The sequence below is a fragment of the Nonomuraea insulae genome, assembly GCF_042656245.1.
In genome coordinates this window covers 79,072-99,056 of record NZ_JBHSPA010000045.1, presented here as the reverse complement: position 1 = coordinate 99,056, position 19,985 = coordinate 79,072, and the positions used below count along the sequence as shown (strand labels likewise).

General features: G+C 69.2%; 20 protein-coding genes. 7 read left to right on the top strand and 13 right to left on the bottom strand.

All coding sequences use genetic code 11. The annotated features are described in order from the left end of the window. Nucleotides 1-55 precede the first annotated feature (55 nt). Entirely contained in the window at nucleotides 56-760 is a 705-nt protein-coding gene (locus tag ACFPZ3_RS34800; protein ID WP_379518555.1) for a sulfite exporter TauE/SafE family protein, read from the bottom strand. A gap of 137 nt (nucleotides 761-897) precedes the next feature. Between ACFPZ3_RS34800 and ACFPZ3_RS34795 the strand changes: the two genes are divergently transcribed. After that, entirely contained in the window at nucleotides 898-1,233 is a 336-nt protein-coding gene (locus tag ACFPZ3_RS34795) for a hypothetical protein (protein ID WP_379518554.1), read from the top strand. After that, on the top strand, nucleotides 1,199-1,528 hold the full coding sequence (locus ACFPZ3_RS34790) for a type II toxin-antitoxin system PemK/MazF family toxin (protein WP_379518553.1): 330 nt from the start codon (nucleotides 1,199-1,201) through the stop codon (nucleotides 1,526-1,528). The genes ACFPZ3_RS34795 and ACFPZ3_RS34790 overlap by 35 nt, the downstream gene beginning before the upstream one ends. 246 nt (nucleotides 1,529-1,774) lie before the next feature. On the opposite strand, the gene acnA is transcribed toward ACFPZ3_RS34790, so the two are convergent. Both acnA and ACFPZ3_RS34780 read right to left on the bottom strand, forming a co-directional pair. Beyond that, on the bottom strand, nucleotides 1,775-4,507 hold the full coding sequence (gene acnA / locus ACFPZ3_RS34785) for an aconitate hydratase AcnA (RefSeq protein ID WP_379518552.1): 2,733 nt from the start codon (nucleotides 4,505-4,507) through the stop codon (nucleotides 1,775-1,777). A 241-nt stretch (nucleotides 4,508-4,748) separates the two neighbouring features. Further along, a complete protein-coding gene (locus ACFPZ3_RS34780) occupies nucleotides 4,749-5,477 on the bottom strand; it encodes a metal-dependent hydrolase (RefSeq protein ID WP_379518551.1) in 729 nt (242 codons plus the stop codon). A gap of 287 nt (nucleotides 5,478-5,764) precedes the next feature. Between ACFPZ3_RS34780 and ACFPZ3_RS34775 the strand changes: the two genes are divergently transcribed. The 3 genes from ACFPZ3_RS34775 to ACFPZ3_RS34765 all read left to right on the top strand — a co-directional run bounded on the left by ACFPZ3_RS34775 (nucleotide 5,765) and on the right by ACFPZ3_RS34765 (nucleotide 7,794). Next, complete coding sequence (locus ACFPZ3_RS34775) at nucleotides 5,765-6,496, top strand: PadR family transcriptional regulator (protein ID WP_379518550.1); 732 nt, start codon at nucleotides 5,765-5,767, stop codon at nucleotides 6,494-6,496. A gap of 44 nt (nucleotides 6,497-6,540) precedes the next feature. Further along, nucleotides 6,541-7,026: a DUF1707 SHOCT-like domain-containing protein gene (locus ACFPZ3_RS34770; protein ID WP_379518549.1), complete on the top strand. Its 486-nt coding sequence runs from the start codon at nucleotides 6,541-6,543 to the stop codon at nucleotides 7,024-7,026. Between the two features lie 87 nt (nucleotides 7,027-7,113). Continuing rightward, nucleotides 7,114-7,794: a DUF6879 family protein gene (locus ACFPZ3_RS34765; RefSeq protein WP_379518548.1), complete on the top strand. Its 681-nt coding sequence runs from the start codon at nucleotides 7,114-7,116 to the stop codon at nucleotides 7,792-7,794. Nucleotides 7,795-7,832: 38 nt separating this feature from the next. Here ACFPZ3_RS34765 and ACFPZ3_RS34760 read toward each other — a convergent pair whose 3' ends face one another. The 5 genes from ACFPZ3_RS34760 to ACFPZ3_RS34740 form a co-directional block, all read right to left on the bottom strand. Further along, nucleotides 7,833-8,723, bottom strand: coding sequence for an ATP-binding cassette domain-containing protein (locus tag ACFPZ3_RS34760; RefSeq protein WP_379518547.1), 891 nt, complete (start codon nucleotides 8,721-8,723; stop codon nucleotides 7,833-7,835). Further along, the gene (locus tag ACFPZ3_RS34755; RefSeq protein ID WP_379518546.1) at nucleotides 8,723-9,664 is read right to left on the bottom strand and encodes an ABC transporter ATP-binding protein; all 942 of its coding nucleotides are present in this window, start codon (nucleotides 9,662-9,664) and stop codon (nucleotides 8,723-8,725) included. The genes ACFPZ3_RS34760 and ACFPZ3_RS34755 overlap by 1 nt, the downstream gene beginning before the upstream one ends. Further along, on the bottom strand, nucleotides 9,661-10,545 hold the full coding sequence (locus ACFPZ3_RS34750) for an ABC transporter permease (protein ID WP_379518545.1): 885 nt from the start codon (nucleotides 10,543-10,545) through the stop codon (nucleotides 9,661-9,663). The genes ACFPZ3_RS34755 and ACFPZ3_RS34750 overlap by 4 nt, the downstream gene beginning before the upstream one ends. Further along, entirely contained in the window at nucleotides 10,542-11,537 is a 996-nt protein-coding gene (locus ACFPZ3_RS34745) for an ABC transporter permease (protein ID WP_379518544.1), read from the bottom strand. The genes ACFPZ3_RS34750 and ACFPZ3_RS34745 overlap by 4 nt, the downstream gene beginning before the upstream one ends. A 78-nt stretch (nucleotides 11,538-11,615) precedes the next feature. Beyond that, nucleotides 11,616-13,367 carry an ABC transporter substrate-binding protein gene (locus tag ACFPZ3_RS34740; RefSeq protein WP_379518543.1) on the bottom strand — a complete coding sequence of 584 codons (1,752 nt, stop codon included), beginning with the start codon at nucleotides 13,365-13,367 and terminating at the stop codon, nucleotides 11,616-11,618. A 361-nt stretch (nucleotides 13,368-13,728) separates the two neighbouring features. Between ACFPZ3_RS34740 and ACFPZ3_RS34735 the strand changes: the two genes are divergently transcribed. Continuing rightward, the gene (locus ACFPZ3_RS34735) at nucleotides 13,729-14,181 is read left to right on the top strand and encodes a lamin tail domain-containing protein (protein ID WP_379518542.1); all 453 of its coding nucleotides are present in this window, start codon (nucleotides 13,729-13,731) and stop codon (nucleotides 14,179-14,181) included. A gap of 39 nt (nucleotides 14,182-14,220) precedes the next feature. Here ACFPZ3_RS34735 and ACFPZ3_RS34730 read toward each other — a convergent pair whose 3' ends face one another. The 5 genes from ACFPZ3_RS34730 to ACFPZ3_RS34710 all read right to left on the bottom strand — a co-directional run bounded on the left by ACFPZ3_RS34730 (nucleotide 14,221) and on the right by ACFPZ3_RS34710 (nucleotide 18,882). Beyond that, a complete protein-coding gene (locus ACFPZ3_RS34730) occupies nucleotides 14,221-14,775 on the bottom strand; it encodes a hypothetical protein (protein ID WP_379518541.1) in 555 nt (184 codons plus the stop codon). Between the two features lie 139 nt (nucleotides 14,776-14,914). Next, nucleotides 14,915-15,514, bottom strand: a complete 600-nt coding sequence (locus ACFPZ3_RS34725; protein WP_379518540.1) for a response regulator transcription factor — start codon at nucleotides 15,512-15,514, stop codon at nucleotides 14,915-14,917. Next, nucleotides 15,511-16,626: a sensor histidine kinase gene (locus ACFPZ3_RS34720; protein WP_379518539.1), complete on the bottom strand. Its 1,116-nt coding sequence runs from the start codon at nucleotides 16,624-16,626 to the stop codon at nucleotides 15,511-15,513. The genes ACFPZ3_RS34725 and ACFPZ3_RS34720 overlap by 4 nt, the downstream gene beginning before the upstream one ends. After that, complete coding sequence (locus ACFPZ3_RS34715; RefSeq protein WP_379518538.1) at nucleotides 16,623-17,738, bottom strand: sensor histidine kinase; 1,116 nt, start codon at nucleotides 17,736-17,738, stop codon at nucleotides 16,623-16,625. The genes ACFPZ3_RS34720 and ACFPZ3_RS34715 overlap by 4 nt, the downstream gene beginning before the upstream one ends. 52 nt (nucleotides 17,739-17,790) lie before the next feature. Next, nucleotides 17,791-18,882 carry a glycoside hydrolase family 18 protein gene (locus ACFPZ3_RS34710; protein ID WP_379518537.1) on the bottom strand — a complete coding sequence of 364 codons (1,092 nt, stop codon included), beginning with the start codon at nucleotides 18,880-18,882 and terminating at the stop codon, nucleotides 17,791-17,793. 144 nt (nucleotides 18,883-19,026) lie between these two features. On the opposite strand from ACFPZ3_RS34710, the gene ACFPZ3_RS34705 reads away from it, so the two are divergent. After that, a complete protein-coding gene (locus ACFPZ3_RS34705; protein WP_379518536.1) occupies nucleotides 19,027-19,944 on the top strand; it encodes an LLM class F420-dependent oxidoreductase in 918 nt (305 codons plus the stop codon). Nucleotides 19,945-19,985 lie beyond the last annotated feature (41 nt).

Here is a 19,985-nt window from a genome sequence, read left to right as displayed (position 1 = left end):
GTGGCGGTGCCGGTGAGGGCCGCCGGCAGCGGGGCCCGGCGGTGGCCCTCCCGGGTCACGAGGGCCAGATGTCCTTGATCACGTTCTGGACGACCAGCCCCACCGCCGAGGCCGCCGCCACCACCAGGATCGCCGTCCGCGCCCTGCCCCCGTCGAGATAGCGCCGCAGCGGCTTCGACACCAGGAACCCGAGCACCATGGGCACGATCAGCACCGTCCCGGTCAGCAGCGCCTGGGCGGGCAGTTCGCCCACGTACGCGAGGATGGCCAGAGACTGGGCCGCGCTCAGAAAGAAGAACATCGCCAGCGTGGCCCTGATCTGCGGCCCCTTGGCGTGCTGGTAGACGAGCCCGATGGGCGGCCCGCCGATGCCCGTGGCGGTGCCGGTGATCCCCGACAGGAAGCCGGCCGAGGTGATGGTGTACCCGTTACGCGGCACGCTCAGCGCCCTGGCGGTCAGCGCCACCGCGATCAGCACCATGACTGCAACGAGGACGCCTCTTGTGTATATGGAAACGTATACAACAATGACTCCCCCGATGACGCTCCCGGGCAGTCTTCCGAGCACCGCGAACCCCAGCCCGCGCCAGTCCACCCGCCGCCACTCGACGGCCAGGGTGAACAGCGGCAGGATCATGTTGACGACCTGAGCCGCGCCGGGCATGAGGTCGGGGACCAGCATGGTGAGCACGGGAACGGCGACCAGACCGAGCCCGAACCCCACACCGCCCTGGACGATCGCGCCCAGAAAGACCGCCAAACCGCCAACTATCAGCACCAAAGCCGCATTATCCATGCATGAGAGTCAACCATCTTTACTCTCCGTTGCCATTGTTGCTGCGAGAGTGACGTCACAGGCGTAGAGTAAGACGCGGGCGCAGACATAGTGTTTGGAGCATGGCCATGAAGCCGAAAGCAACGAGCATCCGTGTCAGCGTGAAGACCAGGGATCGCATCGCGGCACTCGCGAAGAAGGCAGGTGAACCCATGACCGCGATCATCGACCAGGCCATCCGGGAGATGGAGAAGAAACAACGCTGGGAGCGTGTCGCGGAGCAGATAGAGCGGACGCAGAGAGAGGACCCCCAAGCCTGGGCCGACTACCTCGCCGAGTCCAAGTTGGTCCAAGGCCCGACACCACGCTCCACCCGCATCGCACCGGAGTGGGAGGGGCTCATCACGTTTCCCGAGGAGAGAGATGAGGGTCATCCAGGGCGAGATCTGGCTCGCTGACCTGGGCGAACCAAGCGGTCGCGAGCAGGGCTACCGCCGCCCTGTGCTGGTCGTCAGCAATGACGAATTCAACTCCGCCACCGCAGTGAAGATCATCGTCCCGCTGACCACGACGGATCGGGGCTGGGACAACCACGTTTCCGTTCCCACCGAGGGCACCGGCCTGGAAAAGCCCAGCTGGGCCATGGTCGAGCACGTCCGCAGTGTGTCCCCGCAGCGGTTCACGAGGAGAGTCGGGATCGCTTCCGACGAAATCGTTCGCGAAGTCACCGACTGGATCACGGACATGATCTAGTGGTGTTGCCGCCCGGCGAAATAGAGCTTCGCCGGGTGGCACGTCTCATCGTGCCACAGTCCTGGCACTCGATGCGGCATGAAAGAGCCGCCCGGCGGGGGTGTCCCGCCGGGCGGCTCTCAAGGAATCGGGTGGTTCCCCCGATGCGGGCGCGTGAGGATCGCGCCCAACCCCCGGCTCGACGGCCAAGGGCTCCCTCGCCCCCGCTCAGGCTCATGACCGGGCGGGGACGCGGGAAGATCTAGGTCACTTGGCGAGCAGGGAGCGCAGCACGTACTGCATGATGCCGCCGTGCCGGTAGTAGTCGGCCTCGCCCGGCGTGTCGATGCGGACCACCGCGTCGAACTCCACCTCGCCCGCCTTGACGTGCACCGTCTGCGGGATGCCGCCTCCGTTGAGCTCCTCGACGCCCGTGATGTCGAACGTCTCCTCGCCCGTCAGGCCCAGCGCCTCCGCCGAGCCGCCCTCGGGGAACTGCAGCGGCAGCACGCCCATGCCGATCAGGTTGGAGCGGTGGATGCGCTCGTAGGACTCGGCGATGACCGCGCGGACGCCCAGCAGCGCCGTGCCCTTGGCCGCCCAGTCGCGCGAGGAGCCGGAGCCGTATTCCTTGCCCGCCAGCACCACCAACGGCGTGCCGGCCTCGGCGTAGTTGACCGAGGCGTCGTAGATGAACGACACGGGCCCGTCGGGCTGGGTGAAGTCGCGGGTGTAGCCGCCCTCGGTGCCCGGCGCGATCTGGTTGCGCAGGCGGATGTTGGCGAACGTGCCCCTGATCATCACCTCGTGGTTGCCGCGCCGCGAGCCGTAGGAGTTGAAGTCCTTGACCTCGACCCCGTTGGCCTGCAGGTATTGGGCGGCCGGGGTGCCGACCTTGATGGAGCTGGCGGGCGAGATGTGGTCGGTGGTGACCGAGTCGCCGACCTTGACCAGCACGCGGGCGCCGGCGATGTCGGTGACGGCCTCGGGCTTCGATGGCATGCCCTCGAAGTAGGGGGGCTTACGCACGTAGGTCGAGTCGGGGTCCCACTCGAACGTGTTGCCGGTCGGGATCGGCAGCGAACGCCAGTGGTCGTCGCCCTTGAACACATCGGCGTAGTCGCGCTCGAACATGTCGCGCCCGATCGAGGAGTTGACCACCGCCGCGATCTCCTCCGGCGACGGCCAGATGTCGCGCAGGTAGACCGGCTCGCCGTCGGCGCCGAGACCGAGCGGCTCGGTGTCGAGGTCGAGGTCGAGGGTCCCGGCCAGCGCGTACGCCACCACGAGCGGCGGCGAGGCCAGGTAGTTCATCTTGACGTCGGGGTTGATGCGGCCTTCGAAGTTCCGGTTGCCGGACAACACGGCGGTGACCGCGAGGTCGTTGGCCTGGATGGCGTCGGAGATCTCCGGCAGCAGCGGACCCGAGTTGCCGATGCAGGTGGTGCACCCATAGCCGACGAGGTTGAAGCCGATCTTGTCGAGGTACGGCTGGAGCCCCGAGCGCTCGAAGTAGCCGGTGACCACCTGCGAGCCGGGGGCCAGCGAGGTCTTGACCCACGGCTTGCGGGTCAGGCCCTTGTCGACGGCGTTGCGGGCCAGCAGGGCCGCGCCGAGCATGACGTACGGGTTGGAGGTGTTGGTGCACGAGGTGATCGCGGCGATCGAGACGATGCCGTGGTCGATCTCGAACGAGGTGCCGTCGGCCAGCGTGACGGCCACCGGCTTGTGCGGCCGGTCGCCGTTGGCGCGGGAGTTGGAGGCGGGCGAGTCGGAGGCCGGGAAGCTCTCCTCGACCGCCTCGTCCACGCCGTCGGCCGCCACGTAGTTCTGCACGTCGTGGCGCCAGGTGGCCTTGGCCGCCGACAGGGCGATGCGGTCCTGCGGGCGCTTCGGGCCGGCGATCGACGGGACGACGGTGGCCAGGTCGAGCTCGATGTATTCGGAGAAGGCCGGCTCGGGCGCGGACGGGTCGAGCCACAGGCCCTGGGCCTTGGCGTAGGCCTCGGTGAGCGCGATCTGCTCCTCGGGGCGGCCGGTCAGGCGCAGGTATTCGATGGTCTGGCCGTCGATCGGGAAGATCGCGCAGGTGGAGCCGAACTCGGGGCTCATGTTGCCGATCGTGGAGCGGTCGGCCAGCGGCACGGACGAGACGCCCTCGCCGTAGAACTCGACGAACTTGCCGACCACGCCGTGCTTGCGCAGGATCTCGGTGATCGTCAGGACCAGGTCGGTGGCGGTGGCCCCGGCGGGGAGCTGACCGCTGAGCTTGAAGCCGACCACGCGCGGGATGAGCATGGAGATCGGCTGGCCGAGCATCGCGGCCTCGGCCTCGATGCCGCCGACGCCCCAGCCGAGCACGCCGATGCCGTTCTCCATCGTGGTGTGGGAGTCGGTGCCGACGCAGGTGTCGGGGTAGGCCTTCCCGTCGCGGGTCATGACGACCCTGGCCAGGTGCTCGATGTTGACCTGGTGCACGATGCCGGTGCCGGGCGGGACGACCTTGAACTCGTCGAAGGCGGTCTGGCCCCAGCGCAGGAACTGGTAGCGCTCACGGTTGCGCTCGTACTCGCGCTCGACGTTGCGCTGGAAGGCGTCGGGGTGACCGAAGTAGTCGACGATGACCGAGTGGTCGATGACCATCTCGGCCGGGGCGAGCGGGTTGATGCGGGCGGGGTCGCCGCCGAGGTCGCGCACGGCCTCACGCATGGTGGCCAGGTCCACCACGCAGGGCACGCCGGTGAAGTCCTGCATGATGACGCGGGCGGGCGTGAACTGGATCTCCACGCTCGGCGCCGCCTTCGGATCCCAGCCGCCCAGCGCACGGATGTGGTCGGCGGTGATGTTGGCGCCGTCCTCGGTACGGAGGAGGTTTTCCAGCAGGATCTTCAGGCTGTACGGGAGGCGTGCGGCGCCCTCGACGGCCTCCAGCCGGAAGATCTCGTATGACGCGTCGCCGACGCGTAGCGTGTCACGGCTGCCGAAGCTGTTCGCGGACACGGTGATTCGCCTCCTCCATAGACAGGTGTTCAGACAGAATCCTGCCGCACTCCCCGACCGAAGAACACGTTAGGTGACCCTAACTCGCAGGTCGCGGCGGATGTCTCGACGTCAAGATATCTCTAGGTTATCTCGACATCAAGTTAAACGACTCATCCGACCCTGCCGACCGGGATCCCGTGGACGGAAAGAGGCATGGTGACGTGCGGAGACGGCGCGGACACGTCAGGCGGGACGGAAGTCAGACCGGCGCGAGCCGCCAGAACAGCAGTCCCACGATCGCCACGGACAGGATCGGGGCGAGGATCTTCTGCTCGAACTTCTTGCCCGTCTTGATGCCGATCTTCCACGGCAACATGAACTTGGCCCCCAGCGGCCACAGCACGGGGCACCCCCGCTCGGTCATGCAGTCGCCGACCACGTGGATCAGGCAGCCGATCCCCACCGCAAGCCCCAGCCAGGCGTAGCCCACGTCGAGGGAGAGGAAGACGGCGAAGAGCCCGGCGGTCATGCCGATGTTGACCATGGCGGACCCGAGCTTGTTGCCCGGGATCCCCACGCCGATGGCGCGCAGGGCGAGGCCGATGAGCAGCACGGCCATGATGTCGCGCCCGAGCGGATAGGTGGTGGCCAGCCAGTGCGCCCCGAGCCCGAGCGCCACGGCGAAGACCAGCGAGTGCGTGGCTCCTCGGTGCCCGCCGCTGATCCAGCTGACGGCCTTGCTGAGCGCCCACGTGATGGGCCCGAACGTCTGCGCGATCGTCGCGCTCGGATGGTCGAGGTCGGGCAACATCGCGGCCCCCGCGCAGATGATCGCGCCGGCGATGAGCTCGGCGGGATTGAGCGCGTTGGCCATGATCCCGGTGTCGACGAACCGGGTGGACTCGTTCACCAGAGGGAGTGCGGCCAGGGGCGGCGCCAGCCCCAGCCAGGCGATGGCCCCGGTCATCGCGTGCGTGTGCCCCATCATGATCACGACTTTACGGCAAAGAAACCCTTTACGCGGGCAGGCGTGCCGGAACGCTCCATGCAAGTGACCGCAAACGCAGACGAGGTCGTCTCCGCGGCGACAGCACCCCCCAGCCCTGCCGACGCGGAACGACCTCGTCTGCTCTGAACAACGGCCTACATCCCAATCCTGTTCCCGGATTCCGCAACTTTTTCGTGATCTGGCTCACGCTCCACCCGGACTTGCCAACGACACACTAGCGATATATCTTTGACGCATCGAGAACAGATCACGATATAGGAGAAAAGATGACTCACAACTTCGCAGCGAGCGGGCCATGGCCCGGCGCACACGACTACAAGCGCGCAGGTCGCGAGGCGCTTCGCGCCATGGCCGACGCGTTCGAGCAGATGGGCGGCCACAGGGGCGGTCCCAGAGGCCACGGCCCGCATGACCATCGCGAGCGCGGCCGGAGAGGCGGGCCCGGCGGACCGTTCCCGTTCGACTTCGGACGCGGCGGCCCGTTCGGCGGCCCGGGGCCGTGGGGCGGCGGGCACCGAGGCTGGGGCGGCCGGGGCCGCAAGGCCAAGCGGGGCGACGTGCGCGCCGCGATCCTGGCCCTGCTCTCCGAGCAGCCGCGCAACGGCTACCAGGTCATCCAGGAGATCGCCGAGCGCAGCGAGGGCGGCTGGAAGCCCAGCCCCGGCGCTGTCTACCCGGCGCTGCAGCAGCTCACCGACGAGGGCCTGGTGATCGCGGAGGAGAATGAGGGTCGCAAGACCTTCCGTCTCACCGAGGAGGGCCGCAACTACATCGAGGCGCACGCCGACGAGGTTCGCGCCCCGTGGGACGAGATGCGTCCGGACATCGACGACAACACCGCCGATCTCTGGCACATCGCCCGACAGTCCGCATTCGCCATGATGCAGGTTCTTCAGACCGGAAACGACGCACAAATCCGCGAAGCGCGTAAGACTCTGGTAGAGACCCGGCGCAAGCTCTACCAGATCCTGGCCGACGACGAACCGGGCGAGGAATAGGCACATCGGGCCGGATGACCGGTTCGGAGAGCGAGGAACCAGGGATGGACCGTAACGATCTCCGCATCGGCGACGCCGAGCGCGAGCACACGATGGCCGCCCTGCGCGAGCACTTCGCGCAGGGCCGCCTGACCCACGAGGAGTTGGACGAGCGACTCGACCGGTCGCTGGCCGCGAAGACGGCCGGCGACCTCACCCAGGTGACGGCCGACCTGCCGGGCCAGCAGCCGGAGCCCCCGAAGTCGCCGTATGAGATGGGCGACTGGCGGGCGGCGATGCACGCCCAGCGGCAGCAGATGCAGTCCATGCGCCACGCGCAGCGGGAGATGCACCGCGCCGCCTGGGCCGCCAAGGGGGGCGGCATGCGGCACCGGCACCGCGGGCCGGGCCCGTTCCTGCCCGTCTTGTTCGTGTTCATGATGCTCGGGCTGATCTTCGGCGGCTTCGGGATCTTCAAGGTGCTGCTGGTGGTGTGGCTGGGGGCCATGCTGTTCAGCGTCATCAACCGGCGTTTCCACCATCGCCGCTGAGGACCCGTCCAGATCATTTGGGCCTTGACCCGGTCAAGGGCCCCATTGATGATCTGGGCGGGTCTTCAGAGCGAAGGGGAAAGCCGCATGACCGAGCAGGGCACTCCGGTACGCCTCACGAATCCGTTCGCCGCCGTCGGGGACGCCGACGGCCTCGTCCTGGACGTGCCGGAGTACCAAGCCGGTTTCGATCGCGACCACGCGGGCTGCACGGAGCCGATGTGGAAGCTGGAGCGCGCCCAGGACTTCTACGAGCCCGACGTGGCGAGCTGGCGGGCCATGATGGACGGCGACTGGGCGCGCTCCCTGGCGTTGATCGAGCGGGTGGCCGAGCCGCTGGCCGACTACTTCCGGCGGCGCCAGCCGGTCAGGCGGGTGCGGGTGGTCGAACATCCGCTCACCGCGTACTTACAGTGGGAGATGCACATCCTGGCGCTGCGCGCCACGGCGGGCTCCCCCTGCCGGGTGCTGCCGGCCGAACGCGCCGCGGCCTTCGAGCCCATGCCGGAGCTGGTGATCTTCTCTCCGTCCCTGATGTACGAGGTGCTGTACGACGAGTACGGCGGGGGCATGGGCGGCAAGCGGATCACCGATCCCGAGATCGTCACCCCCTGCCTGCGCACGGTCCAGGACCTGTTCGGGCGGGGCGAGGACGTGCGCGACTTCCACGAGCGGGAGGTCGTGCCCCTGCCGCCGCCCGTGGTCACCGACGAGATGCGGGCCGCGCTGCCCGCGTACGCGCACCGTACCGAGGAGTTCAGGGTCTGACGGGTCTGACGGCCGGCCGTCGTGCGGCGGGCGATGCCTCAAGAGGCCTCTTCTCGGCAGGTCGCGAGCCGGGCGCAGGCCACGAGGTGGCCGGGTTCGGCCTCCAGCAGGCCGCCGGACGCGCCCCTCTCGTGGTAGAGGCAGGCCTCCACCGGCACGGCGTCGTCCCAGGACTCGTGCAGGCGCGGCACGGCCGACAGCAGCTCCCGCGTGTACGGATGCAGCGGATCCCCGAAGACGGCCTCGGTCAGCCCCATCTCGACCACGCTCCCCCGCCGCAGCACCACCGTGCGCTCGGCCAGGTAGTTGCCCAGGGACAGGTCGTGCGTGATGTACAGGACGCTCAGCCCCCTGACCTTCAGCTCGGCCAGCAGGTTGAGCACGTCGATGCGGGTGGAGGCGTCGAGCATGCTGGTGATCTCGTCGGCGACCAGCAGCTTGATGTCCAGCAGCAGCGCGCGGGCGATGAGCAGCCGCTGGAGCTGGCCGCCGCTGAGCTGGTGGGGGTACTTGCCGAGCACCTGGCCGGCGTTGAGCCGCACGTCGCTCAGCGACGTGGTCACCCGCTCGTCCCACTCGGCCTCGGGCACGGCCGGGTAGTACGTCTCCTTGATCATGGCGAACACCCGGTCGGCCTTGAAGACCGGGTTGAAGGAGCTGAACGGGTCCTGGAAGATGCCCTGGACATGCCGGTAGTACTCCTTGCCCGCCTTCACCGGCAGCCCGTCGAACGTGATCGAGCCTCTGGTGACCGGGTTGAGCCCGAGGATCATCCGGCCGATCGTGCTCTTGCCGCTGCCGCTCTCGCCGATCAGGGAGACGACCTCGCCGGGGACGATCTCGAAGCTCACCCCCTGGACGGCCGCGACGCTCTTGCCGCCGAACGCGCCGATCCTGAATTCCTTGGTGACGTTCTGGAGTTTCAGCATCAGGCCTTCCAGCAGGCTACGTGGTGGTCGGGGGTGAGCTCGGTCACCGGCGGCTCCTGCGCGCACTCCTCGCCCGCGATCGGGCAGCGGTCGCGGAAGCGGCAGCCGGTGGGCGGGTTCAGCAGCGACGGCGGGCTGCCGGCGATGCCTTCCAGCCTGCGGTCGGTGTAGCGGACGCCGACCTCGGGCAGGGAGTCGAGCAGCAGCCTCGTGTACGGGTGCCGCGGCGCCTTGACGATCACGTCGGCGGGGGCCTTCTCGGCGAGTTTGCCCGCGTACATGACCATGATCGTGTCGGCGATGTGGTGGGTGAGCGCGAGGTCGTGGGTGACGAAGATCATGCTCTTGACGTAGCCGCTGTCGCGGAAGCCGAGCAGGGCGCGGGCCACGGCCTTCTGGGTGGAGACGTCGAGCGCGGAGGTGACCTCGTCGGCGATCAGCAGGGACGGGTCCAGCAGGGTCGAGATGACCATCACCATGCGCTGTTTCATGCCGCCCGAGAGTTCGATCGGGTAGCGGTCGAGCACCTCGCGGGGCAGGCCGACCTGGTCCATGCGGCGTTCGAGCTCGGCGAGGTCCAGGGCGGCGCCCCTCGACCTGAGCAGTTCCGTGACCATTCTGCGGATCTTGCGGGTGGGGTTGAGCGCGCTCATGGCGTACTGGGGGATGAGGGAGACCTCGCGGAAGCGGAAGTCGTTCATCCGGCGGTCGTCGTCGATGGGCAACTCGGTGCCGTCGAGCACGACGGTGCCGCCGACGCGGCGCATGCGGCCGTCCATGCGGATGAGGGACTTGCCGAGGGTGCTCTTGCCGCAGCCCGACTCGCCGACCAGGCCGAGGATCTCCCCGTCGGCCATGTCGAAGGACATGCCGTCGAGGGCGCGCACGTCGCCCTTGAGCGTCCTGTAGTGCACCCTCAGCTCGCTGACCTGCAGACTCATGTCTCCCTCAGTTTCGGGTTGAAGACCTCGTCGAGTCCGACGTTGGCCACGTACAGGGCGCCCACGATGGCGGTGATGGCCGCGCCCGGCGGCACGAACCACCACCACATGCCGAGTTGGAGCGCGCTCCACTGGTTGGAGTTCTGCAACATCAGCCCGAGCGAGACCCCCTCTGTGGGGCCGAGACCGATGAAGTCCAGCGAGGAGGCGATGAGCACGGAGCCGCCGAACAGCAGGATGAACGTCATGAACAGGTAGGAGCTCATGTTCGGCGCGATCTCCTTGGCGATGATCCTGCCGGTGCCGGCGCCGCTCATCCTGGCCAGGTCCACGAACTCGCGGGTACGCAGGGAGAACGTCTGCGCCCTGATCGCCCGCGCCGCCCACGGCCACTGCGTCAGCCCGATGAACAGGCCCTGCACGGCCACGCTGCGGATGCCCAGGTAGGCGTTGATGATCAGCAGCACGGCCAGGGTGGGGATGACCAGGATGACGTTGGTCAGCATGTTGAGGATCTCGTCGACGATCCCGCCGCGGTAGCCGGCCACGAAGCCCACCAGCATGCCGATGACCGCGGCGATGCCGCCGCCGATCACCCCGACCACGAACGTGCTGCGCAGCCCGTGCACGAACTGCAGGAACACGTCCTGGCCGAACGTGGTGGTACCGAGCCAGTGCTCGCCGGAGGGCGGGCTCATGGCGCGGGTGCCGTACTCGTTGGGCGCGCCCCCGAACAACACGGGCCCGAGCAGGCCGAGCAGGAGCAGCACGAGCACGATGCCGAACCCGGCCATCAGCTTGCCGTTGCGCACCGCGAAGTAGAGCGCCTCGCGGCGCACCCCGTCGCGCTCGCGCGGCACGACGTCCTGAAGTGCCGTCATGACTGCGCACCCGCCATTCCCGCCCTGGTACGCGGATCGACCACGACGTAGACGATGTCGATGATGAAGTTGGCGATCAGCACGCCGAGCACGATGAACAGGAACGTGCCCTGCAGGAGGAAGAAGTCCTTGTTCTGGATGGCCTTGAGAATGAGGCTGCCCAGGCCCGGATAGGCGAAGACGATCTCGGTCACCAGCGCCCCGGCCACCAGGACGCCCAGTTGCAGGGCCAGGCCGGTGATCTGGGGCAGGACGGCGTTGCGGAAGGCGTACCTGCGGATGAGCCTGCTGGGCGCCCCGAGCGCGCTCAGATAGTTGGAGTAGTCGGACTCCAGCTCATAGATGATCATGTTCCGCATGCCGATGGCCCAGCCGCCCAGCGCCACCAGGAACAGCGACAGGAACGGCAGCGTCCAGTGGTGCAGCAGGTCGAGCACGAACGTCCACGACCAGTTGGGGCGCATCGAGAAGCTGTAGCCGCCGGCCACCGGGAAGAGCCCGGCGATCACGCCCAGCCCCCAGGCCAGCAGCGCGGCCAGCCACATGTACGGCATCGCCGTCAGCACGTAGCCCACCGGGAGCACGGTGTTGTCGAGCAGCTTGCGGCGGGCGGCGTACGCGCCGAACCGGTTGCCCACCCACCAGCTCAGCAGCACCGACGGGACGATCAGCGCCAGCGTGTACGGCACCGCCCGCGTGATCACCTCGCTGACCGGCGTCGGGAACAGCCAGATGCTGAGCCCGAAGTCGCCGCGGAACAACGCGGCCCAGAAGTTGACGTACTGCTGCCACAGCGGCTGGTCGAGGCCGAACAGGTTGGAGTAGTAGGCCCGCATGGCCTCCACGGCCTGCGCGTTGGTGACGTTGGCCCGCGCGACCATGCTGGCGACCGGGTCGCCCGGCATGAAGCGCGGGATCATCCAGTTGACCGTGACGGCGACGAAGAAGGTCAGTCCGTAGATGAGCAGTTTCCTACCGAAATAACGACGCACGTGTCTTTTCTCCGGGAGAGACCCTCCGCCCCCGGGAGTTCGGGGGGCGGAGGGGCGGGGGTTCGTCCGGTCAGGTCGTCACGAGCCGGAGGGCTGGAGCTGGGTGAGCGTCTCGAAGCCGCCCAGTTCGAGCCAGTTACGCCACATCACGGCGCCGGTCTTGGGCGCGGCGCCCGCCGCGGCCGGCCAGTTCTTCCACACGCTGGTGCTGGACTGCGCCCACAGGCCGTTGTACCAGAGCGGGATGACCGGCATGTCGTCCAGCTGGATCTGCTGGAGCTGCGAGATGACCTTCTGCATGCCGGCGGTGTCGTCGGTCTTCACCTGGTCGAGCTGCTGGACCAGCTCCCACGCCTGCTTGTTCTCGTAGCGGGCGAAGTTGACCGTGTTCTGCTGCTTCTGGATCGGGAGCTGGAACATGTACTCGTAGTAGGTGTAGGGGGAGTTCGAGAGCTGCCGCTCGTTGTTGATGAGCAGGTCGTAGTCGCCCTTGGCGCGCATCTCGACCAGCGCGTTGAAGTCGGGGAAGTCGGGGGTGACCTGGATGCCCGCGGTCTTGGCGCTGGCGGAGATCGACCTGGCCGCCTCCATCCAGTCGGTCCAGCCCGACGGGACGATGAGGTTCAGGGCGATCTTGGAGCCGTCCTTGTTCTCCACGTACCCATCGCCGTCGCCGTCCTTGTACCCGGCGTCCGCCAGCAGCTTCTTGGCCTTGGCGGTGTCGAACGCGAAGCCGGACTTGGAGACGACGTTCTGGTCCACGTACTTGTCCCACTGCGGCAGCAGGCCGGTGGGGCTCGAGGCCTTGACGAGGTTGCCGTACACGCCTTCGACGATCTTCTTGACGTCGACGGAGGAGGCCAGCGCCTTGCGGAAGGCCGCGTCGTCCATCGGCTTCTTCGTCGTGTTGGGCACCAGCCAGGCGGTGTTGGCCGAGAGCATGTACGGGGGCTCGTTGTAGTACGTCGTCAGCCCGAAGCTGCCCTGGACCAGGTTGGCCACGCCGGGCAGGAAGTTGTTGCTGAGGTCCAGCCCCTTCTGCAGCAACATGCCCATCGCGACCTCGTTGCTCGGGGTGGCGATGTCGACGATGTAGCGCGGCTTGGGCTCCATGTTGAGCACCGTCTTGCCCCACCAGTCGTCGCGCCGCTGCAGCACCACGCGGTCCTGGTCCTTGCTCATGAACTTGTACGCGCCCGTGCCCACCGGGTTCTCGTTGACGCCGTCGAGCACCTCCTTCTCCGAGCGGCCCTTCCAGACGTGCTCCGGCACGATGGAGCGGCTGTAGAGCATGAAGTCCCACTGCTGGTAGTTGGCCTTGGAGAAGCTGAACTTCACGGTCTGGTCGTCGGTGGCCTCGACGGTCTTGAGCCAGTCCCACAGCGGGTGGTAGGGGATCGTCTCCATCTTGCCGAGGTCGAAGGAGAAGACGACGTCCTTGGCGGTGAGGGCCTGGCCGTCGGACCACTTGATCCCCGGGCGGAGCTTGAGCTCGTAGGTGGTGTCGTCGCTCCAGGCGCCGCTCTCGGCCAGCCAGGGGGTGAGCTTGGCCGCGGTGGTGTCGTAGTGGAACAGGGTCTCGTACACCAGGCCCTTGGTGCCGACGGCCGAGTCCCACTCCCTGATCGGGTTGTAGTTGGCCGGCGGCCCCCACTGGGTGCCCGTGGTGTACATGGTCTCGTTCCGCGGGAGCTGGTCGGGGTTGGTCACCGCGCCCTGGCTCTGCGGCTGGGAGGCCGGCGGGGTCGGCGTGGATCCGCCGCCGGTGCAGGCCGCGGCGAGCAGGCCCGCCGCCATGAGCGGGATCAGGATCCGAGCCCGGTTGAGCATCGCTTCTCTCCTTCCTCCGCGCGCGGCGCGAAGGTACACACATCTGTCAGAGACCCCGATGGCGATCTGGGAGCGCTCCCAGACCTGGTGCAAAACATGCTCCCGCCCAGGGCCGGGAGCTCTTCGCTCTTCAGTGGAAGCAGGCCCGCGAAGACCTGCTGAACCGGGTAAGTACCGCGAACGTAAATTCCGCATGTCTGTGCCGTCAATAGCCGTGACGCTTTCGAGACGTGCCGCTGCAAACGCTCTCATCGCGCTGTGCAGGCACGACGCCCTCCGGACTAACCGGTTCAACGTGCCAACCACATGGCACCGTCCGCCGTCCTACTTCGTCACGAACGATTACACAAAGGACTCAATGGTGAGACTTGTCTCCGCAACCGTCGCCGCGTTAGCCGCGGCGGCGACGCTCGGCACGGCGCTGCCCGCGCAGGCCGCGGCCCCCGCCCTCCAGATCGTGAAGATCTACTACGATTCGCCCGGGGCCGATCGGCGCTCCAACAGCTCGCTGAACGCCGAGTACATCACCCTGCTCAACACCACCAAGCGGGCTGTCGCCCTCGAAGGGTGGTCCGTGCGGGACAAGACCGGCTACACCTACGAGTTCGGCGCCGACGTGGTGCTGGGCGCCAAGAAGCGGATCACCGTCCGCACCGGCCAGGGCGGCGACGGCACCAGCAGCGTCTACTGGAACCGCAAGCAGTACGTCTGGAACAACGACCGGGACAGCGCCTACGTCCGCGACGCCAAGGGCAGGGCTGTGGACTCCTGCTCCTACAAGGCCAGCACCAGGGCCGCGTACGTCGCCTGTTGAGACTCCCGGCGCCCGCGGGATCGCGGGCGCCGGTCGTCCTCACTCGCAGAGCGTGACAGTCTCGGCGTCGCACTTGTCGACGCCGTCACCGCCGTTGGCGCTGTCGACGCCGTCGGCGCCGAGCAGCAGGTCGTCGCCCGCAAGCCCGGCCATCCGGTCGTCGCCGACGTCACCGAAGACCATGTCCACGGCCAGTCCGCCGACGAACGTGTCCGCGCCGGCCCCGAGCACCACTCGCGAGCGCAGCGTGGTCCTGTTCTGCAGGCTGTCGTCCCCCGCCCCCGTGTCCGCCGTGATCGTGGTGATCCCGGCGGCCGGGCAGACCGACTGGTTCTTGCTCACCGCCACGCACGGAGCCGCGGGGATCACCAGGTCGCCGCCGTTCTTCACGACCAGCCGGCCCCCGACCTGCGTGACCAGGAGGTCGTCGGCCGCGGCCCCCGAGGTGATCTGCAGCACCGCGCCCGACACGCTCACGTTGGTGGTGGCGTGGGCGGGCCCGGCGATGGCGAACAGCGAGGCGGCCAGCGCCGCGCCCGCCGTCAGCGCGCGCACCCCGTGCCTGCGCAGAACGGTCCCCCGTGTCGTACTCATACGTCCCCCTCTGTCTGATGACAGGCCGCCGCGATCGGCGGCCGAGGACGAGTACAACCCAGGCGCCGCCCCGCGCTCAGTGCCGGAACGGACAGTCGTTGTGCGGCTTTGTCCCTATCCCCAGGCTTTGTCCCTATCCCTACAACCAGCCCATGCGCTGGGCCGTGCGGATGGCCTCCAGCCGGTTCTGGGCGCTGAGCTTGGTCATCGCGCTGGACAGGTAGTTGCGTACGGTGCCCTCGGTCAGGTGCAGCTCGGCCGCGATCCTGGAGATCGTCGCGCCGTCGCCGGCCAGGCGCAGCGCGTCCCGCTCCCGCTCGGTCAGCGGGCTGTCGCCGGCCGCCATCGCCGCGGCGGCCAGCTCCGCGTCCAGGTAGCGGCCCCCGGCCTGGACCTTGCGGATGGCCATCGCCAGCTCCTCGGCCGAGGCGTCCTTGCCGAGGAAGCCGCTGACGCCCGCCGCCATGGCCCGGCGCAGGTAGCCGGGGCGGCCCAGGCTCGTCAGGATGACGATCTTGCACTGGGAGCTGATCAGCTCGGCGGCGCTCAGCCCGTCCATGCCGGGCATCTCGATGTCGAGCACGGCCACGTCGGGCCGGTGCTCGGCGACGGCGGCCACGACCTCGTCGCCCCTGCCCACCTGGGCGACGACCTCGATGCCCTCCTCCAGATCCAGCAGGGCCGCGATGGCGCCGCGGACGAGGTGCTCGTCGTCGGCCAGCAGCACCCGTGTGGTCATGCCGGCACCGCCGCCCGCAGCAGGTAACGGCCGTCCTGCGCGGGCTCGGCCCGCAGGGTGCCGCCCGCCGCGCGTACCCGATCGGCCAGCCCCGCCAGGCCGTTGGGCGCGTGCTCCCCCGCGGGCCCGCTCACGCCGTCGTTGGACATCTCCAGCACCCCATCCTCGATCGTGATCGTGCAACGTTCGGCCTTGCTGTGCTTGAGCACGTTCGTCGCGCCCTCGCGTACGACGGTGGCCAGCAGCGTGCGGCTCTCGGGCGTCAGCGCGCCGGTGTCCGCGCGCACGACGCAGCGCACGTCGGCCGCCTCCAGCACCGCGCGCACGCTGGCGAGCACCTCGTCCAGGTCCACGGCCCGGTAGTTCTGCACGACGGTACGGACCTCGCGCAGCGACCGCCTGGACAGGTCACGCACCTCGAACATCTCGGCCGCGGCCGCCTCCGGGTCCGTGCGCAGGGTGCCCTCGGCGTGCTCCGTCCTGACGGCGACGTCGGTGAGGCTCTGGCCGAGCAGGTTGTGCAGGTCACGGGCGAAACGCAGCCGCTCCTCCGACACCGCGAGCCTGGCCATCGTCTCCTGCCCGTCGTAGGCGTCCTCGGTCAGCCGCCAGAGCGCGAGGTTCGCCCACACACCGCCGACGGAGGTCACGGTGAACAGGAACTGGAGCAGGAGCAGCGAGGGGACGGTCGCCGCGCCGGCGAACCACAGGGCCCACAGGCCGGCCGCCAGCATCGACCCGATGGACGCGGCGACGGCCGTGCGCTTGCGGACGAAGGCCGCGAGCAGCCCCAGCCAGGTGGCCACCACCCAGACCTGTACGAACATCAGCACGAGCACCGCGGCGATCACCCCGGTGATCACCAGGGTGGCCGTGGGGCGCCGCCCGCCTCTGACGGCGATCCTGAACGGCCGGACGCTCAGCACGTTGAAGACCAGCAGCAGGACGGCGCCGGCCACGATCAGCGGCCTCGGCGGGCCGCCCCACCACAGGAGGAGGAACATGTAGTAGCCGAAGACGGGGAACAGCAGGAGGATGTCCGTGCAGTAGACGATCACCCAGCGGACCTTGGTCTGTTTCGGCGCGTTCCTGATCCGGTCGAGCGCGCTCACGCCGGCACCGCCGCCCGCAGCAGGAACTCCCCGCCCGAGGTGGGCGCGGCGGAGAACGAGCCGCCCGCCGTGACCAGCCGCTCCGACAGCCCGTGCAGGCCGCTCCCGGCCGCCGTGGGTGTCCCCGTCACCCCGTCGTTGACCATCTCGAGCACACCTCCGTCGATCCTGATCTCGCACCTGGTGGCCGCGCTGTGCTTGAGGATGTTCGTGCCGCCCTCGCGCACGGCCCACGCCAGCAGCGTCCTGGCGGCCGGTGGCAGGTTCTCGGCCCTGACCTCGATCACGCAGCTCGCACCGGCGGCCTCCAGCGCGGCCCGCACTCCGGCGAGCTCCTCGTCGAGGTCGAGCGCCTGGTAGCCGTGCACCGCCCGCTGCACCTCGAACAACGACTCCCCGGCCAGCACGCGCACCGCGGCCATCTCGGCCGCCGCCCGCCCGGCGTCCTTGGTCGCCAGCTTGGCCGCCAGCTCGCTCTTCAGCGTGATCACCGACAGGCTGTGCCCGAGCAGGTCGTGCAGGTCGCGGGCGAAGCGCAGCCTCTCCTCCGCCACCGCGAGCCTGGCCCTGGCCTCGCGGCTCTTCTGGGCGTCCCTGATCACCCACCAGAGCCAGCGCCACAGCAGCATGGCCCCGATCAGGAACGCCGCGTTGACCGCCTCGCTGAGCAGGACGCCCGGCCAGGAGCGGCCGGTCGTGAGAACGATGAACGCGGCGACCACGGCGACCACGGCCGCGGACACCCAGGCCGTCGTACGCGGCCGCAGGTGCATGCCCGCCAGGGAGAGCCACAGCGTGGCGGGGTCCATCCACAGGGACGTCATGTCGCCGTCGTGGGGCATCACCACGACCAGCCCCGCCGCGATCGCCCCCGCGATCAGCAACCTGGGCGTGGGCCCCGGCCGGTGCTCGAAAGCTTCCCGCATGACGAAGGGGAAGAGCCCGAAGAAAGCGAGCAGCGCGACGACGACCAGCACGGCCCGGATGACGGAGACCCTGCCCTGAAGCACCTCCGTGACGGTGGCCACCAAGAACATGAGCAGCAGGAACGCCATCACGGCGTCCATCCAGTAGACCAGGATCTTCCTCGCGGTCTCCGGACGTGCCGCCATCACACCCTCCCCCCTGCTCGCCGTGCCCGTCTCGGTCAGCGAAAGCCTATCTTCAGGGCGGAGTGTGCCAAAGAATGCGCGACACGTCCGGCTTCGGCGTGACTCCGCGCAGTGACAACCAGGCCAGCCCGTGGCGGGTCACGTACTCCGACAGCTTGCGGGCGTCCAGCTCGCTCAGGTCCGCCTTGTCCGCCAGCACCGGCGTCAGCGCGACGCGGCCCCACACCTGGCCGGGGTCGCCGAGGTCCTGGGCCCGCGCGATCTGCCCGGCGGCCTCCCGCACGGCCAGCGCCACCCGGCCCAGGCGGGCGTGACGCTGGGCGCGGGGCTCGATGGGGGCCAGCAGGTTGACGGTGCCGACCTCCGCGCCCGCCCGGTGGGTGACGCGCAACATGGCGACGTCGGCGGGGGCCAGCCCGTTGCGCCGCAGCGGCAGAGTGAAGCCCACCCGCAACCCTTGTTCGCGCTGCACGGCGCGGATGGCCCGCGCCCGGCGCAGCACGGCGGCCCGGTCGGCGCTGTCGCGGACCTCGAAGTCGACTGCGGCGGCGCCGAACGCCCCGACCACCTGGCGGTAGGCGGCGGTCAGAACGCCCGGCCTGGTGCAGGTGGCGGCCAGCTCCCGGCCGCCTGGACCGCCGAGGACCGGGGCGGCGTCACCGCCCATCGCCCTGAGCCGGCCGATCCTCCTGGCCACCGGGTTCCTTCCAGGGCCGATCCCGTCGAGGGTGAGCGAGCCGGACTCGTCGGGGGTGAGCGGGCCGGACTCGTCGGCGACCAGGTTCCCGCCGAGGCCGGTCCCGCTGGGGGCGGGCTCGCCGGCCGCCAGGTTCCCCGCGGGCGGGCCCGTCCACTTCGGGGCGCAGCCGTCGCCGCCCGCGACGAGGTGGCCGAGGGCGTAGCGGCGTACTCCGGTTCTGCGGAACTCGGCGGGAAGGTCGAAGCCGGGCTCGCGGGCGGTGTCGACGAACGTCACGAACGCGGCGGGCGGCGGCCGCCACTCCTCCGGCGTCGGCGTGGCCGCAGGGCGCGCGACCGGCAGGCGCGGCGGCGGGGCCGCCCCCGCGGGGAGCAGGCGGATCGCCACAGCGGTGCCGGCGGTGAGTACGATCGCCCCGAGAACGGCGAGAGGGCGCGGGAGCACGCCGGGCTCCCTCTTGTGCCGAGGCATGGGTTACCCCAAGTGGTCGATCGGCTACGTATGGCGCTGGCCGGAACGTTAGCAAGCCTGTACGGCGCGGCGCGGCCCTTTTCCGGTTCACGTCCGATCTGTGCGGATAATGTGGTCATGAAGCTGCGGATCTTCACCGAGCCCCAGCAGGGCGCGACCTATGACGACCTGCTCACCGTCGCCCAGGCCACCGAACGCCTGGGTTTCGACGCTTTCTTCCGGTCTGACCACTACCAGCGCATCGGCCCCGGCGACCCCGGCCCCGGCTCGACGGACGCCTGGATCACCCTTGCCGGCCTGGCCAGAGAGACGTCCAGGATCCGGCTGGGCACGCTGGTGTCGCCGGCCACGTTCCGGTTGCCGGGGCCGCTGGCGATCACGGTGGCTCAGGTGGACCAGATGAGCGGTGGCCGGGTCGAGCTGGGCTTCGGCACCGGCTGGTACGACGGCGAGCACTCGGCGTACGGCATTCCGTTCCCGCCGGTGAAGGAGCGGTTCGGCCGGTTCGAGGAGCAGCTGGAGATCGTCACCGGGCTGTGGACGGCGGAGAAGGGTTACTCCTTCGAGGGCCGCTACTACCGGCTGGCCGACTCGCCCGCGCTGCCCAAGCCGGCCCAGTCGCCCCGCCCGCCGGTGATCATCGGTGGCATCGGGGCCAAGCGCACGCCTCGGCTGGCGGCGACGTACGCGGATGAGTACAACGTGCCGTTCCACACCCCGGCCGAGACCGGTGCGGCGTTCGGGCGGGTACGGAAGGCGTGCGAGGACGCCGGGCGTACCCTGCGGCTCTCGGCGGCGCAGACCACCGTGGTCGGCGCGAACCGGGGGGAGGTCGAGCGGCGCGCGGCGGCCATCGGCGAGGACCCCGACAAGTTGCGCGAGAGCGGCCTGGCGGGCACCCCCGACGAGGTGCTGGAGAAGATCGGGAGGTTCGCCGAGCTGGGGGCCGAGCGGATGTATCTGCAGATCCTCGACCTGGGCGACCTGGAACATCTGGAGCTGATCGCGGCCGAGGTGCTCCCCCACGTCGGGTAATCGGATGGCGGTGCTTTGCGGGGTTACGGCAGACTTGGCAT

Excerpts from the sequence above, each read along its gene's own strand:
- ACFPZ3_RS34795 (WP_379518554.1), top strand. The coding sequence starts at position 898 with ATGGCCATGAAGCCGAAAGCAACGAGCATCCGTGTCAGCGTGAAGACC.
- ACFPZ3_RS34790 (WP_379518553.1), top strand. The coding sequence starts at position 1,199 with ATGAGGGTCATCCAGGGCGAGATCTGGCTCGCTGACCTGGGCGAACCA.
- ACFPZ3_RS34780 (WP_379518551.1), bottom strand. The coding sequence starts at position 5,477 with ATGATGGGGCACACGCACGCGATGACCGGGGCCATCGCCTGGCTGGGG.
- ACFPZ3_RS34775 (WP_379518550.1), top strand. The coding sequence starts at position 5,765 with ATGACTCACAACTTCGCAGCGAGCGGGCCATGGCCCGGCGCACACGAC.
- ACFPZ3_RS34770 (WP_379518549.1), top strand. The coding sequence starts at position 6,541 with ATGGACCGTAACGATCTCCGCATCGGCGACGCCGAGCGCGAGCACACG.
- ACFPZ3_RS34765 (WP_379518548.1), top strand. The coding sequence starts at position 7,114 with ATGACCGAGCAGGGCACTCCGGTACGCCTCACGAATCCGTTCGCCGCC.
- ACFPZ3_RS34760 (WP_379518547.1), bottom strand. The coding sequence starts at position 8,723 with ATGCTGAAACTCCAGAACGTCACCAAGGAATTCAGGATCGGCGCGTTC.
- ACFPZ3_RS34755 (WP_379518546.1), bottom strand. The coding sequence starts at position 9,664 with ATGAGTCTGCAGGTCAGCGAGCTGAGGGTGCACTACAGGACGCTCAAG.
- ACFPZ3_RS34750 (WP_379518545.1), bottom strand. The coding sequence starts at position 10,545 with ATGACGGCACTTCAGGACGTCGTGCCGCGCGAGCGCGACGGGGTGCGC.
- ACFPZ3_RS34740 (WP_379518543.1), bottom strand. The coding sequence starts at position 13,367 with ATGCTCAACCGGGCTCGGATCCTGATCCCGCTCATGGCGGCGGGCCTG.
- ACFPZ3_RS34730 (WP_379518541.1), bottom strand. The coding sequence starts at position 14,775 with ATGAGTACGACACGGGGGACCGTTCTGCGCAGGCACGGGGTGCGCGCG.
- ACFPZ3_RS34725 (WP_379518540.1), bottom strand. The coding sequence starts at position 15,514 with ATGACCACACGGGTGCTGCTGGCCGACGACGAGCACCTCGTCCGCGGC.
- ACFPZ3_RS34715 (WP_379518538.1), bottom strand. The coding sequence starts at position 17,738 with ATGGCGGCACGTCCGGAGACCGCGAGGAAGATCCTGGTCTACTGGATG.
- ACFPZ3_RS34705 (WP_379518536.1), top strand. The coding sequence starts at position 19,027 with ATGAAGCTGCGGATCTTCACCGAGCCCCAGCAGGGCGCGACCTATGAC.